At 66.6% G+C, this 17,251-nt stretch carries 10 protein-coding genes and 1 pseudogene; 8 read left to right on the forward strand and 3 right to left on the reverse strand.

The window, feature by feature from the left end; all coding sequences use genetic code 11:
- Window positions 1-131 precede the first annotated feature (131 nt).
- From KY572_RS43115 to KY572_RS43135, 5 genes are all read left to right on the forward strand, one after another.
- Complete coding sequence (locus KY572_RS43115; RefSeq protein WP_224249610.1) at window positions 132-3,407, forward strand: N-acetylmuramoyl-L-alanine amidase; 3,276 nt, start codon at window positions 132-134, stop codon at window positions 3,405-3,407.
- Between the two features lie 138 nt (window positions 3,408-3,545).
- On the forward strand, window positions 3,546-4,982 hold the full coding sequence (locus tag KY572_RS43120; protein ID WP_224249611.1) for a DUF3375 domain-containing protein: 1,437 nt from the start codon (window positions 3,546-3,548) through the stop codon (window positions 4,980-4,982).
- Window positions 4,983-5,029: 47 nt separating this feature from the next.
- A complete protein-coding gene (locus KY572_RS43125; RefSeq protein WP_224249612.1) occupies window positions 5,030-5,593 on the forward strand; it encodes a DUF4194 domain-containing protein in 564 nt (187 codons plus the stop codon).
- On the forward strand, window positions 5,590-8,973 hold the full coding sequence (locus KY572_RS43130) for an ATP-binding protein (RefSeq protein WP_224249613.1): 3,384 nt from the start codon (window positions 5,590-5,592) through the stop codon (window positions 8,971-8,973). Before KY572_RS43125 ends, KY572_RS43130 begins: the two co-directional genes overlap by 4 nt.
- Before the next feature lie 170 nt (window positions 8,974-9,143).
- Complete coding sequence (locus KY572_RS43135) at window positions 9,144-10,316, forward strand: AI-2E family transporter (protein WP_224249614.1); 1,173 nt, start codon at window positions 9,144-9,146, stop codon at window positions 10,314-10,316.
- On the opposite strand, the gene folD is transcribed toward KY572_RS43135, so the two are convergent.
- From folD to xseA, 3 genes are all read right to left on the reverse strand, one after another.
- The gene (gene folD, locus KY572_RS43140) at window positions 10,313-11,203 is read right to left on the reverse strand and encodes a bifunctional methylenetetrahydrofolate dehydrogenase/methenyltetrahydrofolate cyclohydrolase FolD (RefSeq protein WP_224249615.1); all 891 of its coding nucleotides are present in this window, start codon (window positions 11,201-11,203) and stop codon (window positions 10,313-10,315) included. The two genes, KY572_RS43135 and folD, sit on opposite strands and share 4 nt — an antisense overlap.
- Window positions 11,204-11,302: 99 nt before the next feature.
- Window positions 11,303-11,557 (reverse strand): exodeoxyribonuclease VII small subunit, encoded by a 255-nt coding sequence (gene xseB, locus KY572_RS43145; RefSeq protein WP_224249616.1) that lies wholly within the window; start codon window positions 11,555-11,557, stop codon window positions 11,303-11,305.
- Between the two features lie 46 nt (window positions 11,558-11,603).
- Window positions 11,604-13,133: an exodeoxyribonuclease VII large subunit gene (xseA, locus tag KY572_RS43150; RefSeq protein WP_224249617.1), complete on the reverse strand. Its 1,530-nt coding sequence runs from the start codon at window positions 13,131-13,133 to the stop codon at window positions 11,604-11,606.
- Window positions 13,134-13,506: 373 nt separating this feature from the next.
- On the opposite strand from xseA, the gene sitA5 (KY572_RS43155) reads away from it, so the two are divergent.
- The 3 genes and pseudogenes from sitA5 (KY572_RS43155) to sitA5 (KY572_RS43170) all read left to right on the forward strand — a co-directional run.
- A complete protein-coding gene (gene sitA5, locus KY572_RS43155; protein ID WP_224249618.1) occupies window positions 13,507-15,186 on the forward strand; it encodes a SitA5 family polymorphic toxin in 1,680 nt (559 codons plus the stop codon).
- Window positions 15,187-15,197: 11 nt separating this feature from the next.
- Window positions 15,198-15,824 (forward strand): hypothetical protein, encoded by a 627-nt coding sequence (locus KY572_RS43160; protein WP_224249619.1) that lies wholly within the window; start codon window positions 15,198-15,200, stop codon window positions 15,822-15,824.
- A 272-nt stretch (window positions 15,825-16,096) separates the two neighbouring features.
- Window positions 16,097-17,122: pseudogene (gene sitA5, locus KY572_RS43170) on the forward strand (SitA5 family polymorphic toxin); the annotation flags it as partial.
- Window positions 17,123-17,251: the final 129 nt, after the last annotated feature.

Raw genomic sequence — 17,251 nt, forward strand, 5'->3', positions numbered from 1 at the left:
GGAGGCCCTACACTAGCCCGAACCAGGTGGGGGAAGGACTGGGGAGAGCCCTCTCGGGGGTCCCCCTGGAGGCTCGACGCGTCTAGACTGCGGTTTCGGCGCGGAGTGCCTCGATTGGCGGTGAGAAGCCCATGCCCAGCAACGAATACCGGGTCAAATCGGGAGATACGCTGTCTGCCATCGCCCGGCGGCACGATGTCGCCGTGGACGTGCTCGCCCGGACGAACGGGATCAGCGACGTCAATCGCATCTACGTCGGTCAGGTGCTGAAGCTCCCGGAGCCGGTCACCGCCGAGCAGCTCCTTCCGGCGCAGTCGCCGACCCACCGGGTCCTGGCGGGCGAGAAACTGGAAGACATTGCCCTCGAGTACGTCGTCTCGGTGGAGGAGCTGCGCGAGGCCAACGGCCTCTCCGAGACGGACGCCATCTTCATGGGGCAGGTGCTGACCCTCCCCCAGAAGACGCCGGCTACCGAGACGAAGCCGCTGAACACGCAGGGAAGGACCACCACGTCCGAGGACGGTGCTCCGACGATCAACGAAGTCATGGAGGTGGCCTTCCGCATCACCGGCGCCTTCGAGGGAGGACAGGCGAAGGCCTACCAGAACAAGGACAGCGGGATCGTCAGCTACGGGAAGCACCAGGCGACGCTGGCGTCGGGAACGCTCGGCATCATCCTCCAGAAGTACGTGGACCAGTCGCAGAGCGTGACGGCGAAGCAGCTGTCCGTCTACATGCCCAAGGTCAACAAGAAGGACGAGTCCCTGAGGGAGGATGCGGGCTTCAAGAAGCTGCTCCTGGCGGCGGCCGATGATGCCCTGATGGGCACCATCCAGGATGCCGTCTTCGCCGAGAAGTACTGGCCCGCGGCCGAGAAGGGAGCCAAGGCCGACAAGCTCGAGTCTCCGCTGGCCCTGGCCATGTACTACGACACCAACATCCAGGGCGGCCTGAGCGACGTCCGGACCTCGACGGCCACGAGCCTCAAGGGCAAGGACTACACGGAGGCCGAGTGGCTGAAGGAGTTCAACACGCAGCGGGATCTGCGCCTGAAGAGGCTCGCGGAGAAGCGGAGCAAGGCCGCCAAGGACCCCAAGAAGTCCGCCAAGGAGAAGCAGAGCCTCGAGAAGGACGCGGCCATGATCGAGGGCTCCCGCTCGCGAGTGAAGGATCTGCAGAAGCTGGTGACGGACGGAGATCTCCAGCTCAAGGGTGACAAGGACGGGAAGATCCTCGCCAACGGCAAGTGGGTCGATGGCCTGAAGTCGGGAGGCGGGAAGACCTCGGAGCAGGGTGGCACGTCCGTGGTCCAGCCAGGAGGTGTGAAGACCTCGGAGCAGGGCGGTACGTCCGTGGTCCAGGTGGAGAAGCCCGCGGTCGTGAGCAAGCCCTCGGCCAACTATGGCTCGCGTGGCTCGACGAAGATCGACGCCATCATCATGCACCACACCGCGAGCAACAACGCGGCGCAGGATCTGGTGCAGCTGACCAAGAAGGGCACGGGGGTGAGCGCGCACTACCTCATCGCGCCGGATGGCACCGTCTACCAGCTGGTGGATGACGACAAGCGGGCGTGGCACGCGGGCGTGTCGGCGATCCGGGAAGAGAAGACGGACGTGAACTCGCGCTCCATCGGCATCGAGCTCACGAACGACGGACTGGGCAAGACGCCCTTCACCGAGGAGCAGTACGAGGCGCTGGAGAAGCTCGTCCCGTACCTGGCCGTGACGTACGACATCCCGATGGAGAACATCCTCGGACACCGGGATGTGGCCCCGAAGCGCAAGACGGACCCGGCGGACAACTTCGACTGGCCCCGGGTGCGCAAGGCCGTCACCGCGGCTCGGAGTGGCACTGGCACGGGGACCACCACCGACAGCAAGCCGAAGACGACGGTCGTGACGACCGGCTCCACGGGAAACACGACCACTGGCTCCACGGGAAACACGACGCCCCTCTCCGGGAACTTCAATACCGCGCTGAAGGACTGGATCACGTTGCACGAGGATCGCCGCTACCAGGTCTACACCGACACCAAGGGACACCCGACGGTGGGCATCGGCTTCAACCTGGATCGGGAAGGTGCCCAGCAGAGCTTGAAGGCGCTGGGGGTCGACTACGCGGCGGTCAAGGCCGGGCGCACGAAGCTGACGGACGCGCAGATCGACGCGTTGTTCGAGGCGGACGTGAAGGGCGTGGTCGAGACCGCTCGGACCTTGCTCGGACAGAAGACGTACGACGCCCTGAATGACGCGCGGAAGATCGTCGTGCTCGACATGATCTTCAACCTGGGAGCGACCGGGTTCGGCAAGTTCAAGAAGCTGATTCAAGCGCTCCAGAGAACCGACTACCAGGCGGCCGCCCTCGAGATGGAAGACTCGCTCTGGTACGGGCAGGTCGGCCGCCGCTCCAAGAACGACGTGGCCTCGATGCGGACCGGCACGCTGTCATCGACGAGCTCGGGCACGAAGGGGAGCGGCTCCACCACCCAGAAGCCTGTCGAGGATCCGAAGAAGAAGACCGAGCCGACCAAGGGGACTGGGAAGAAGCCGTCTCAGCCCACGCAGGCTGTCGACCTCAACGAGATTGCCCGGAACGTCCATGGCGCCGTGAGCGGAATCGGAACGGACGAGCAGACGATCTACACGAACCTCGCCAGGCTGAATTACGACGAGAGGCTCATCAAGGAGTTCAAGAGCGTCTACCAGAGCCTCTATGGCGTGGATGTGGTGGCGGACCTCAAGGCCGATCTGTCGAACTCCTGGTGGGGCGGCTCCGAGCTGGACCGCGCGCTGGCGTACCTCACGCCGGGCGGCTCATCGCAGGAGGACGACGGTGGTGAAGGCTTCACCATCGACAGCAAGAACGCGTACATCGTCAAGCTGGCGACGGGGAAGCTGACGACGGGCGCTGACGGCACCTGCGTGACGCAGGTGCGTACGAACATGACCGCGCTGGGAGTGCCGACCTACAGCACGACCGGAAATGATCCGAACAACTCGCGGGGAGCGATGGTCCAGTTGCTCAACTCGGGGCAGTGGGAGTCGGTGCCGATTGCTGGCTCGGAGCAGCGCACGATTGAGAGCAAGACATCGGGCGGGAAGAATGCGTACGGCAACGCCAAGGCCTACGTCTGCCAGGGGCGAGACGTGCTGACTGCGGTGGCGGCGGGGCAGATCCCCGCGGGCACCATCATCTTCCAGACGATGCACGGCTGGGACTACAGCGGCGGGGCCTCGGGGAACGACGTCGGCATCATTCGTAACGACAACGGCGTGCTGAAGACCTTCAACTACAAGCTGATGTCGGGCGTGCTCGTCCACGAGAGCGCGAAGAAGAAGCGCAACATCACGAAGGACGACGAGGTGGTGCTGATCGTTCCGAAGAGCGCCCTCAAGAAGCACTGAGGCCGAGCGACCAGACGTACAAGGCAAAGCCTGCCAATCAACCTTGCATCCAGACAGACGGAGGGCCTGGCTGCTGGCCGAAGATCCTCCCTGAGAGGTCGCGCCACCCATGTCAGTCCTGGGGTGTAGGGGGGATGTATGGATTTCGCGACCCTCGAGACCCTTCGTGACAAGCATCCGGCATGGCGGCTTCTCGTCGCGGACCATGCAGCGTTCGTCATCAGCTTCCTGCACGGCAGCTTCATCGAGGCGAAGGCGCGGGCCTGGTCTCAGCGCGAGCTGTCGCTGCGCTTGGAAGACCATCTGCATGCCCTGCGCGAGCGTCTGGGGGAGGGCTCGCTTCCTCGCACGGCGGAGGCCTACCTGGATGATTGGGCGGGGGCCCTGTGCGGCTGGCTGCGCAAGTTCTATCCCCCCGGCTCGGACGAGCCCCACTTCGACCTGACGCCCGCGGCCGAGCGAGCCATCCGTTGGCTTGCCCAGCTGAGCGAGCGGCCCTTCGTGGGGACGGAATCGCGGCTGCTCACCGTGTTTCATCTGCTGAAGCAGATGACAGAGGGAACCGAGCAGGATCCGCAGGCGCGCCTGGCCGAGCTGGAGCGTCAGAAGGCCGAGCTCGAGGCGGAGATCGCCCGAGTGCGTGCCGGACAGCTGGAGATGATGGAGGAGTCCGCGATCCGGGAGCGGTTCCAGCAGATGGCGGACACCGCGCATGGGCTGCTGGCGGACTTCCGGCAGTTGGAGCACGGCTTCCACGAGCTCGACCGAGCCCTGCGCGAGCGGATCGCGACCTGGGAGGGAACCCGAGGAGAGCTGCTGGAGACGGTGTTCGGCGAGCACGACGCCATCAGCGGCTCGGACGAGGGGCGCAGCTTCCGGGCCTTCTGGGACTTCCTCATGTCGCCGGCGCGACAGGAGGAGCTCACCCGGAGCCTCGAGCGGGTGCTGGCGCATCCGGCCGTGCAGGCGCTGCAGCCGGACCCACGGCTGACGCGCATCCACTTCGACTGGCTCGAAGCGGGCGAGCACACGCAGCGCACCGTGGCGCGGCTCTCCAGTCAGCTTCGGCGCTACCTCGACGAGCATGTATGGCTGGAGAACCGCCGCATCATGCAGCTGCTGCGCGGTGTCGAGCAGCACGCGCTGGCGATCCGCAACCACCCGCCCGGAGCCGCGTTCATGGAGCTGGACGAGCCGGCTCCCTCGCTCGAGCTGCCCGTGGAGCGGCCGCTGTTCTCGCCGCCCGTGCAGGCGAGGCTGACGGACACCGAGGTGCGCGAGGCGTCCGGGGAGGTTCCCTCGGAGGCGCTCTTCGCGCGCATGTTCATCGACAAGGAGCAGCTGCGCGAGCATGTCCGTGACGCGCTTCGGACGCGCGAGCAGGTGTCCCTCGCGGAGCTCGTACGGGAACACCCGCTTGAGCATGGCCTGGCCGAGCTGGTGGTCTACCTCAGCCTCGCGGCCGAGAACCGACGCGCCGCGATCGATGACTCCAACACCCAAGACTTCTTCTGGACCGATGCGCGCGGCTGCGAACGCCGCGCGACCCTTCCCCTGGTGCTATTCCTCCGATGACCACTCCTACGTGTCCCCCCGCTGGTTCTCCTGAGTCCCTGTCCCGTGTGCTCGTCTCCCTGATGAAGGGAGTGCTCTACCAGGAGGACGATCCGGTCCTCTGGCAGACCCTGCTCCAGCAGCAAGGGCGCGTGCGCGACCACGTGTTGGTGCTGGGCCTGCAGCTGATGCTCGACGAAGCGGAGGGCTATGCCTGTCTGCGCCAGCGCCCCATGGGCGGGGATGAGCAGGAGCTGCCGCGCCTCGTGGCACGCCGGCAGCTGAGCTATGGGGTCAGCCTGCTCCTCGCGCTCCTGCGCAAGAAGCTGGTGGATGTGGACGCGTCCGGGGGCAGCAGCCGGCTCGTGCTCCGGCGTGAGGACATCCATGAGCTGGTGCGGCTGTTCCAGTCAGACGGCACCAACGAGGTGCGCCGGGTGGACCGGCTGGATGCGGACATCGCGAAGGTGGTGGAGCTGGGCTTCCTTCGCAAGCTGCGCGAGAGCGATGACACCTTCGAGGTCCGTCGCATCCTCAAGGCGTTCGTCGACGCGCAGTGGCTGGATGCTTTCGAGCAGCGGCTCGCGGACTACCGCGCTCACCTCAACGAAGACCATGGAGGTACCGCATGACCATCGCACGTCCCGCCATCCAGGCGGATCTCCTCGACGTGGGCGCTCACAACGAGCGCGCCGGGTTCCGGCTTCATCGCTTCGAGGTCTACAACTGGGGAACCTTCCACCAGCAGGTGTGGAACCTGGGGCTCCATGGAGACAGCGGGCTGCTGACCGGGGATATCGGCTCGGGCAAGTCGACCCTGGTGGACGCGCTGGTGACGCTGCTCGTCCCGCCGCAGAAGCTGGCGTTCAACAAGGCCGCGGGGGCGGAGTCCCGGGAGCGCACCCTGCGCTCCTACGTCCTGGGGCAGTACAAGTCCGAGCGCTCGGAGGCGGGGAGTGGTGCCCGTCCCGTCTTCCTGCGTGACGGGACGACCTACTCCGTGCTGCTCGCGCACTTCCACAACGAGGGGTACGGGCAGGACGTCACGCTGGCCCAGGTGCTGTGGATGCGCGAGACGGAGGCCCAGCCCGCGCGGTTCTATGTCGTGGCGGACGCGCGGCTCTCCATCGCCGAGCACTTCTCGCGCTTCGGAGCGGACCTGGGGAACCTGAAGAAGCGCCTCAAGGGGCTCACCCGCGAGGTGCATGACACCTTCCCGCCCTACCAGGCGGCCTTCCGGCGGCGGTTCGGGATCGAGAATGAGCAGGCGCTGGATCTCTTCCTCCAGACGGTGTCGATGAAGTCGGTGGGGAACCTGACCGACTTCGTGCGCCAGCACATGCTCCCGCCGTCCACCGTCGAGACACGGCTGACCGCGCTCATCTCCCACTTCGATGACCTCCACCGGGCGCACGAGGCGGTGCTCAAGGCGAAGCGTCAGCTCAGCCTGCTCGAGCCCCTGGTCGAGGACTGCGAACGCTACGCCAGCGTGGCGGCCGAACTGGACGCGCTGCGGGTCTGCCGCGAGGCCCTGCGGCCCTGGTTCTCCGAGCAGCGGGCGAAGTTCGCCGAGGCGCGCCTGGCGGAGCTGGGAACGGAGCGCGAGCAGCTGCGGCTCGAAGGGGAGCAGCTCAAGGAGGCGCTGAGCCGGCAGGGACTGGAGAGGGACCGGATCAAGCAGGCGATCGCGGCGAAGGGGGGAGGGCGGATCGAATCGGTCAAGGCCGAGCTCGACCAGCGGCGGCAGGAGAAGGAGGCGCGGTGGCAGAAGGCCGAGCGCTACAGGAAGCTGGCTGAGGCGGTCGGGCTCCCCGCGGCTGCTGATGCGGACGTCTTCCTGGCCAATACGCAGGCCGTCCAGTCGCTGCGCGAGCAGGCCGAGACGGAGCTCGCCCAGACGCAGAAGGGGCTCACGGATGCCGAGGTCCAGCTCCGCGAGCTCAAGGCCTCCCATCAGGAGATCCTGACCGAGCTCGAATCCCTCCGGCGGCGGCGCTCCAACATCCCTGCCAGCATGCTCCAGCTCCGTGAGCGGATGTGCGCCGAGCTCAAGTTGGATGCGGAGTCGCTGCCCTTCGCCGGTGAGCTGCTGCAGGTACGCGAGGAGGAGCGCGACTGGGAGGGAGCTATCGAGCGGGTGCTGCATGCCTTCGGGCTCTCGCTCCTGGTGCCGGACGGGGACTACCAGCGGGTTGCGCAGTGGGTGGAGCGCACCCATCTGGGCGCACGGCTGGTCTACTACCGTGTGCGGGAGGCGGGGGCGGGGCGGACGTCCACGGCCCAGGCTCAGTCCCTGGTTCACAAGCTGGCCATCAAGTCCGACTCGGGCCTGTGCCGCTGGCTGGAGGCGGAGCTCGCGCGGCGCTTCGACTACGCGTGCTGCGACACTCCGGAGGAGTTCCAGCGCGCGCGTCAGGCCCTGACTCGGGCCGGGCAGCTCAAGGGTGCCGGAGAGCGACACGAGAAGGACGACCGGTACCGGCTCGATGACCGCTCGCGCTGGGTGCTTGGCTGGACGAACGAGGGGAAGCGGAAGACGTTGGAGGCGAAGGCGCGTGGGCTGGAGGCCCGGCTCCAGACGGCGGCCGCGAAGTGGCGGGAGCTTGAGGCGAAGCGCAAGGCCCTGCAAGGCCGGGGCGAGCTGCTGGGCAAGCTGACCGTCTTCGACTGCTTCCGGGAGCTGGACTGGAAGTCCATCGCGCTGGACATCCAGCTTGGGGAGGTGCACCTGCGGCAGCTCGAGTCCGCCTCCAATGTGCTGCGCACGCTCGAGCGGCAGCTCGACAAGTGCGAGCGCGAGCTGGAGGCGACACAGGCGAAGCTGAAGGCGGTGGAGAAGCGTCAGGCGCGCCAGGAGGTGCAGGAGGATGACGCGCGCAAGGTGCTGACGGCCTGTCAGCAGGCGCAGCGGGATGCCACCGAGGCGATGCGGGCCTGCTACCCGCGGGTGGAGGCTTTGTGCACGGAAGTAGGGAAGGGGGCCGCGCTCGATACCGATACCGCCGAGGAGCGCGAGCGGCAGGTTCGCGAGGAGCTTCAGCGGAGGATCGACGGGGAGGGCAAACGGCAGGAGCGGGCGCGAGACGGCATCGTCCGAGCGATGCAGACCTACCGGGCGGCCTTCCCGCTGGAGACGCAGGAGGTGGATGCGAGCCTGGACGCCGCGGGCGACTACAAGGCGATGCTGGTGTCGCTGCGCGGCGATGACCTGCCTCGCTTCGAGGTCCGCTTCAAGAGCCTGTTGAACGAGAACACCATCCGCGAGGTGGCCAACTTCCAGGCGCAGCTGCATCGAGAGCGCCAGGACATCCGCGAGCGCGTCGACACCATCAACCGCTCACTGAGGGCCATCGACTACAACCCGGACCGCTACATCGTCCTGGAGATCAGTCCGAGCACCGACCCCGACGTGCGCGACTTCCAGCACGACCTGCGCGCGTGCACGGAAGGGACGCTCCCGGGCGCGGAGGACGACGCGTACTCGGAGAAGAAGTTCCTCGAGGTGAAGCGCATCATCGAGCGCTTCCGGGGGCGAGAGGGCCATACGGAGGTGGATGCGCGCTGGACGCGGCGGGTGACGGACGTGCGCAACTGGTTCGCCTTCTCGGCCTCGGAGCGCTGGCGCGAGGATGACCGGGAGCACGAGCACTACACGGACTCGGGGGGCAAGTCGGGCGGGCAGAAGGAGAAGCTCGCGTACACGGTGCTCGCCGCGAGCCTCGCCTACCAGTTTGGCCTGCAGTGGGGAGAGACGCGCTCGCGCTCGTTCCGCTTCGTCGTCATCGACGAGGCGTTCGGTCGCGGCTCGGACGAGTCGGCGCAGTATGGGCTGGAGCTCTTCCGTCGGCTCAACCTGCAATTGCTCATCGTGACGCCCCTGCAGAAGATCCGTGTCATCGAGCCCTATGTCTCGAGCGTGGGATTCGTGCACAACCACGAGGGGCGGCTCTCCAAGGTGCGCAACCTCACGATCGAGGACTACCGCTCCGAGCGCGATGCACGCAGCGCGTGAGCCTGGGTGGCCTCCACGGGTGTGGACGGCCGCTCGCTCAGGGGAGTGGCAGGGGAGGCCATGAAGGCCCGGGCACTGTCGTGCCCACCAGGCGGAGCCGCCAACCGTTACGGGGATGGTGCGACTTCCACCCCTACCGTCCAGCAGGGGGGCGCCCCCATCGTTCGCGCATGGCCACCACCCAGGGATCGCGTCGGGTCTTCATCGGGCTCATCCTGCTATCCATCGTCCTGGTGTTGCTGGTCATCTCGCCTTTCTTCGAGGCGTTCTTCCTGGCCGCGGTGCTGGCCGGAGCCTTCTTTGGCATGCAGACCTGGCTGACGAAGCGCCTGTGGGGAAGGAGCGGGCTGGCGGCCGGCATCATCAGCCTGGGCATCGTCCTGGCCCTGCTGGTGCCTCTCGCCGCGCTCACGGCGTTCATCGTGTCCCAGGTCATCGAAGGGGTGAACTTCATCTCCACCCTCATCCAGCAGCGAGGGCTGGAGGGCTTGCTGGCCTACGTCCCAGGGCCCTTCAAGGACTCCGCCGCGCGCATGTTGGAGCGCTTCCAGTCGGGGAGCGCAGGGATGTGGCAGACCCTGCAGGAGCAGCTGAGCGCCCGGGGCGCCGTCGCGGCCCAGACGGTGGGCGGAGTGGTGGCAGCCACGGGTTCGATGATCTTCCAGGCCGTGATGATGCTCATCGCGCTCTATTTCCTGCTGGTGGATGGCAAGCGGCTCGTGGAGTGGCTGGAGAGTGTGTCCCCCCTCAAGCGAGGACAGACGACGGAGCTGCTGACCGAGTTCCGCCGCGTCACCCGGTCGGTGCTGGTGTCCACTCTCGCGACCGCGGGCGTGCAGGCGGTCGCGGCGCTGGTGGGCTACCTCATCACCGGTGTGCCCGTTCCCATCTTCTTCGCGGCGGTGACGTTCTTCTTCGCGCTCATCCCGGCCGTTGGCGCCGCCGCGGTGTGCGTGGCCGCCGCTCTGGTGCTGCTCGCCACCGGGCACCCCGTGGCCGCGATCGTCCTGGCCGCGTGGGGCATCATCGTGGTGGGGCTCTCGGACAACGTCATCAAGCCGCTGCTCGCCAAGCGGGGCATGCACATGCACGGCGTCATCGTCTTCTTCGCCCTGCTGGGAGGCCTGTCCGTCTTCGGTCCGATCGGCCTGCTGCTGGGGCCGCTCAGCGTGGCCTTCTTCCTGGCCGTGGTGCGCATCTACGAGCGCGACTACGGACGGCCCTCCGCCCGCCCTGGAGACCCCGCCACTCCGCCGCAGGCCCTGCCCCCCGTGGAGAGGGGCGAAGGTTGGGAGCCCTCCCGTACCACGGTCGAAGGCCCTGAGGAGCGGCACTCACATTAGCCGGTGGGCTTGGTGGCCTGGAGCTGGCGCGCGGCCTGGATCGTGTTCGCGAGCAGCATCGTGATGGTCATCGGGCCTACGCCCCCAGGGACAGGGGTGATGGCCTCGGCCTTCGCGCTGACGGCGTCGAAGTCCACGTCCCCCACCATGCGGTAGCCGCGCGGGGAGCTCTCGTCGGGGACGCGGTTCTGCCCCACGTCGATGACCACCACGCCGGGCTTCACCATGTCGGCGGTGATGAGGTTCTGCTTCCCCACCGCGACGATGAGGATGTCCGCCTGCCGGGTGTAGGAGGCGAGGTCCTGCGTGTGCCGGTGGGTGAGGGTGACCGTGGCGTCGGGGCCGGGAGCCATGAGCAGCGAGGCCAGCGGCTTGCTGACGATGAGGCTCCGGCCCACGATGACGGCATGCCTGCCTCGGGTGGTGACGTTCTCGCGGCGGAGCATCTCCATGATTCCGGCCGGGGTGCACGGCACGAACGCTCGGGGGTCGCCCACGAAGGCCAGGCCGGCGTTGAGGGGATGGAAGCCGTCCACGTCCTTGGCCGGGTGGATGTGCTCGAGCACGGCCTTGTAGGGCAGGTGGGCGGGCAGGGGGAGCTGCACCAGGATGCCGTGCACCGATGGATCGGAGTTCAGGCGGTCAATGACAGAGAACAGCTCGTCCTTGGATACGTCCTCCGGCAGGTTCAGCGTCTGGCCCTTCATCCCCAGGGCTTCGCACGCGCGCGTCTTGCTGGCCACGTAGGCCTGGCTCGCCGGATTGTTCCCCACCAGCACCACGGAGAGTCCGGGTGTGACTCCGGTGGCTCGGAGGGCCGCTACCTCCTGGGCCATCTGCTCCCTCATCACCCGGCTGATCTCGGTCCCGTCAATGATGCGCGCCATGCGCTGGCTGCATACGCCAATTTCCAGGTGTTGGCGTCCGGTTTCTTCACCGCCTCCACTCTGGGTGTTGACTGGGGACTGGCTCGTGACGCGGGCTTCCTACTCGGCATCATCTTCGTCGGTCTCGGCGTCAGGGGCTTCGCGCTCGAGCTGCTCGGCGATGGTCTTCACCTGCATCTCCGCCGCCTGGATCTTCCCGCGGCAGAGCGTCACGAGTTCGGCGGCTTCCTTCACCAGCCCGGAGAGCTCGTCGACGTCGACCTGGCCTTCCTCGATCTCCTGCAGGATCTCCTCCAGCCGCGCCGCGGCCTCACCGTAGGAGGGCTCGTTCGTCGACCGCTTCTGCTTTGCCATGTCCCTGCCAGGATCCTTCTTCGTCGAGTTCTTGGGTGCCATATGCCTATGTCTTCTCCGGACCTTCGGAGCGAATCCGCAATGTGCCCCGCTTCAGCTCGGCCGTGAGCGAGGTGCCGCTGGGGGCCTGCGCGGCATCCTTGAGGACCGCTCCCGTCTCCGTGCGCAAGATGGCGTACCCGCGCTCCACCACGCGCCGTGGATCCAACAAGAGCAGGCGACGTCTCCGCGCTTCGACGCGCTCGCTTTCGATCGCGAGCTGCCTGGAGGCGTACGGGCCCAGCCGCGAAGCGATCTCGTCGAGTCGACGCGACTCGGAGGAGAGGTCGCTCCCCGCGCCCCGGCGGAGCCGCCGTGCCGCATCCCGAAGAGTCTGGATGCTCCGCTCGAGGAGGTCCTTGGCCACGAGTGGGATCTGGCGGGCCTGCTCCTCGAGCTCCGACGAGGAACCCTCGAGGAGCTCCTTGGCGTGATCGAGAATTCTCTCCAGGTGCGCTTCGACCACGTCCCGGGACTCCAGGACGTGATCGACGAGCATGCGAGCCGCCGCTGTCGGGGTCTTGGCGCTTCGGCCCACGAAGTCGAGCAAAGACAAGTCCCGCTCATGGCCGATTCCGACCAGGACAGGGATGGGGAATGTCGCGACGGCCCGAGCGATGGCCTCCGAGTCGAACCATGCGAGATCCGTTCGCGAGCCGCCGCCCCGGCAGATGAGCAGGACATCGAACTCCGCGGCATGGGCTCGGAACCAGTCCAGCGCATTCAGGACCGAGGGCTCTGTCTGTCGTCCCTGGACACGCGCTCCATGGACCACTACGTCGAACGCGAACCCGGACTCCTCCAGCGTACGCAGCACGTCGTGGTAGGCGTCCGACTCCAGACTCGTCACGAGGCCTACGCGCAGGGGCAGCCGGGGGAAGGGCAGCGAGCGGTTCCGCTCGAGGAGGCCTTCTTCGGCAAGCCGCCGGCGAAGCTCCTCTTGTCGCCGGGCTACCTCTCCCAGCGTGTAGTCCAGATCGAGGTCCTCGATCACGAACTGGTACGAGCCCCACGGGACGTAGAGCTCGACGCGCCCACGCACCCGGATCTGGAGCTCGTCCTCGAGCTGGAAGGGGTCACCCGCCTTGGCGAGCCGGTCTTCGAGGTCTCGCAGCGTGCGCCCGAAGAGGACGGCCCTGAGCTTGGAGGATTCCTTTCCCCACGCATCGCGTTCGATGAGCTCGAAGCCGACGACGCTCCTGTGTCGGGCCTTGTTGAGCCCGGAGATCTCACCCACGAGCCACAGGGAGTTTGGAAACGCCCGCTGGAGGGCCCCTTGGACCTTCTCATTGAGCTGCGAGACGGTGAGGTCGGTCGCCGCTCCCACCTGCTTGCGTGGAGCGCCAGGTACGTGCTCATTCGTGCCGAGGGCGAGTTGACCGCCACGTTCACGGTACAGGCGCTGCGTGTTCTCGCAGAAGTCGAATCCCTCGGCGTGTAGCTGGTCCACGACCGCGACCACGTTCTCCTCGGGAACCGACCAATATTTCTCGGTGCCGTTCCAGTGGCGGGCGGGGAGCGTTTTGACGACGTCCACGAGCCTGCTCTCGTAGCGAAAACGGATCTGGAGCGCCCCGAGACCATCGTTGGTGACCCGCCGACTCATCAGGTCACTTTATCACCGCAAGCGGGGATCCAGCTTGGGACGCTTGCTTGCCTCCTCCAGGAGGATTAGGCCGGCGGTCATGGCCGAGCACCACATCGACCACGACGGAGTCCGCATCGCCTTCCAGGTCCTCGGTCGCCAGGACGCGCCTGCGGTGCTCCTGCTCGCGGGCAAAGGGTGCGGCTCCAGGTATTGGCCGGATGCTTTCTGCAAGCCTCTGGCCCGGTGGCTTGACGCATGCGCCCGTACTCCCGTGTAGTTCCGGAGCGACGGCTTTCTGGCAACGTCGCTCCCGAGGTGCGCCGTGTCTATCCGTCTTCCCGGCGCACCCGCTACGGGCGCGCGTCTGGGGCCCTGCTTTGGCGGCTGGGTCCTCATCGTCCTCTTTCAGTTCGCGTGTGCCACGAACACCCGACAGGGCAGCTCCGTGGCCTATCGCTCCAACTCGCTCGCGTCCCCGCCGGCACCAGAGGAGCGTGTGGCCGTCACGGTGGAGCCAGGGCTCGAGTCCGCCACGTTGTACGTCATGGACTTCATCGAGCCTGGCGCCGTGCCTACGCGGCCAGTGCCCATCCCCAGGGCCGAGTTCCAGCAGTCCTTCCTACGCCTGGCTCGCGAGGTGCGGCTGGGGGTGAAAGCTCCACGAGAGGCCGCCCGGGAGTTGCTCGACCTCCTGCGACCACCCGAGGGCGTCGAGACTGTGGACAGCCAGGGGGACTGGCTGCTGGAGGTGTATCGCCATCAAGCCTACACCCTCGTGCCCGAGCGTCAGGAGGGGCTGGTTCGCCTTGCCCCCGAGGCGGATGCAGCCCTGAAGGCGAAGTACCTCCAGTGGTGCGAGTCACGAGGAGGAGGCGACTGCCTGGGCCTGCTGGACGACGGGCCCTACCTGCGTACGGACGACCGGCGCACCCTGGCTCTGGCGTTCGCTTTCGGCACTGTGCTCGACGAGACGCAGGCGGCCCTGGCGCGCGAGCTGCTGGACGTACGGGCACTCGTCTCCATGGTCGTCTGGACGGTGGCCCTCTACTGCATGATGTGGGTAGTGCCCGAGCCGACGACCAAAGCCGTCGCTGCCGGCATGACCCTCCTCCTGATGGGCTACCTGGGCCTCGAGACGGTGTACGGGCTGATGGACGGGTGGGCCCGCATGGCCGACGCAGCGCACGACGCCCCCACCTTCGAAGAGTTGCGCGCGGCGGGCGAGAAATTCGGCCAGGTGCTGGGCGAGGACGCGGCACGGGCCATGATTCTCGCCGTGGCCACTCTCAGCGGGCACACGGTGGGACAGGTGGCTGCGCGGGTGAGACTGCTGCCGAGATTCAACCTCGCGGGGGCGCAGTTCGAGGCTCAGGGCGGTGCCGCCGCCATGGGGCGCTTGGAGGGCACGGAGGCGGCGCTCACGACGGAGGGGGCGCTGGCCAAGGCCGTGGTGTCAGTGGAAACGGTCGCCATCTCTCCTCAGGGCCCCATGGCCGTGGTGATGCTCAAGAAGGGGCGCGGCCGGAGCGGGGGACACGCTCCTGGGGGGCGCTCCGCCGAAACCCTCATTCGTCACCGAGGCGGCAACCGGCAGGTGGAACTCAGCGACGGCCAGCGCTGGCACTTGCCTCGTGGCAGATCGGTGGCCGACATTCCCGCCGAGGATCAGGTGGGCGACATGCTCCAGGATGCTGTCACCAGGGCTGCGAAGGAGTGGGGGCCCCACAGGCTCAGCCAGAACGAGCGAAGAGCCATCGACGATGCCAGGCAGAGGGGCGAATATTGGTTGGCGCGGTTGCTGGAGCGCGAGGCCCAGGGGCGGTTCGTACACGAAGAGCTCAAAGCCCGGTTGCGAGGGAGCCTTCGGTACAAACACCAGGGAGTGGACGTGGTTGACCTGAAGACGGGCCATAAGTACGAGATTCTCTCCGGCACGGAGTCGAATCTCGCGCGTCATGGCAGGCGCATGACGGGTGAGTTCTTCCGGATGCTCACCTTCTAAAAGGAGCAACCATGGGATGGCTCGAGAACGTTCTCATGGAGAACAAGGAGATTGTAGACGAGCGGCTGGAGTTGACTGACAAGAATTCGCTCTATTTCCTTGGCCCCAACCTATTGCTTAGAAACTGCACTGTCATCCTGAAGGTCTCCGCAAGGAACCTGATCATCGTTGGGGCTCGGTTCATTGACTGCACCTTCGAGGTGAAGCAGGAACTGAAAAACCACCAGCAATGGGTGAAGGCCTCCCTCAAGGGGTGCCGCTTCAAGGGGCGGCTGACTGGGTGCGACTTTGGGCACTGGCCCGACTACGGCACAGGTTGGGAGCACGGGGCCATCGAGGACTGCGACTTCACCGAGGCTCGCTTGGATGGCTGCCGTATCATGGGCTCTGACCCTGCCACCATCCGCTTTCCGAAGTGGCCCTGCTTCACCATCTTGGACCCCATTGGCCATGCCTCCAAACTCCGCAGCGCGACGTGGCCGGGCCGGTTTGGCTCTGTCGTCGTGGACGAACTTCACACCCAACCGGCTTGCACCAAGGCGTTGACTGAACACGCCCTCACCATTGCAAAGCAGTTGGACACCACCCCGGAGGAACTCCGGGCTGTTGTCGAGAAGTTCGACTGCATCGTTTATTAAAATCCCGCGCCAGCCCACCCGCTGCTCGAACGCGTCGATCTGCTCGGGCGTGGCCGGTGGATTGGGGGAGTGGTGGCGCGAGACCTCTTCGATCAAGGCGTTCAAGGCCATGGACTTCAATCCGTGTAGGGCAGGTCGGGGCTCACCATGCTCCACCTGCTGGTCCCCATCGCATCAGGTGTCCGTGAGCCTCCGTGATTGACGGACCTGTCATGGCTCCGCTGTAATCGCGGGTGCTGCTCCTGGCGTGGGGCATGCTCAGGAGGCCTCATATGCCACGCTTGGCGGTGGTGCTGCTGGCCGCATTCCTCGCGGGGTGCAGCAGCCCAACGAAGGTCGTTCGCTTGGACACAGGCCAGGGCGAGCCCCGCGTCCATGTGCCACGCCGCGACGTAGAACCGGTGGAGGTGAGCCAAGAGGAGTTCAAGGAGGCGGTGGCGGAACATGCCCCCTCCGTGCCAGTTGTGGAGAGGCCCCTGGAGTATGCCAGGCGGCTTTTTGGAGTGCCCGAGCGAAGCGGCTGGTACTGGTATGAGGGCAGGAGCCAGCGCCTCATGGCCTCGGAACCGGGGAGCGCCCGGAACCTGCGCTTGCTGCCCGAGGACGAGGAGCTGAAGCGCTGCTACCTGCTGTGGTGCGAGCGGACATGGGGCCCCGGGGATTGCCTGCGCCTGCTGGTGGATAAGCCTTTCCTGGATGGAGATGCCAGGTACGCGTTGGCCATGGCCATTGCGCAGAGCAGGGTGCTGGGGGCCATGAAGGAGGAACTCGGGCGATTGGTGAGCCCACAGGCGGTGGTGGCGACAGTGGTGAGCGGACTGACCATGTACGCGATCCTGCTCGTGCTCCCCGAGCCGGTGAGCAAGGGCGTGGCTGCGCTGCTGATGGTGGGGGCCGTGGCCTATCTGGGCTGGGACACGGTGTGGCGCCTCATTGATGGGTGGCTGGTGCTGATGAAGGAAGTGGATGAGGCGACCTCCTTCGATGCCATCTCCGCGGCAGGAGAGAAGTTCGGGGAGACGATGGGGGAGAAGGCCGCGCGAGCCTTCGTCATGCTGGGCACTGTGGCTCTGGGAAACACGGCGACAGGCATCGTGGCGACCCTCCCGAAGCTGCCTGGGGCCAGGCAGGCGGCAGTGGTGGCCGAGGCGCAGCTGAACATCCGCTTGACGGCCCCGGCTCTGGCTCAAGTGGAGTCGGTCGCCATCAGTGCCGAGGGCATCACTATCGCGCTGTCCCCCAATGCGGTCGCCATGACAGCGCGGGCTGCGGGCAGTGCTGGTGGTGCGACCAAGGCTGGCTTCAGGGCCTTCAAGTCCATGAGGGACTTCAAGAACGCGATGGGCCCAGCCTGAGGCATCCCCTCATATAACGCCGAAGGTTTCGCGGAAAACGGGCTGCTCACGAACGAGCTGGCCGAAGAGCTC

The organism is Hyalangium gracile, assembly GCF_020103725.1.
GTDB lineage: Bacteria > Myxococcota > Myxococcia > Myxococcales > Myxococcaceae > Hyalangium > Hyalangium gracile.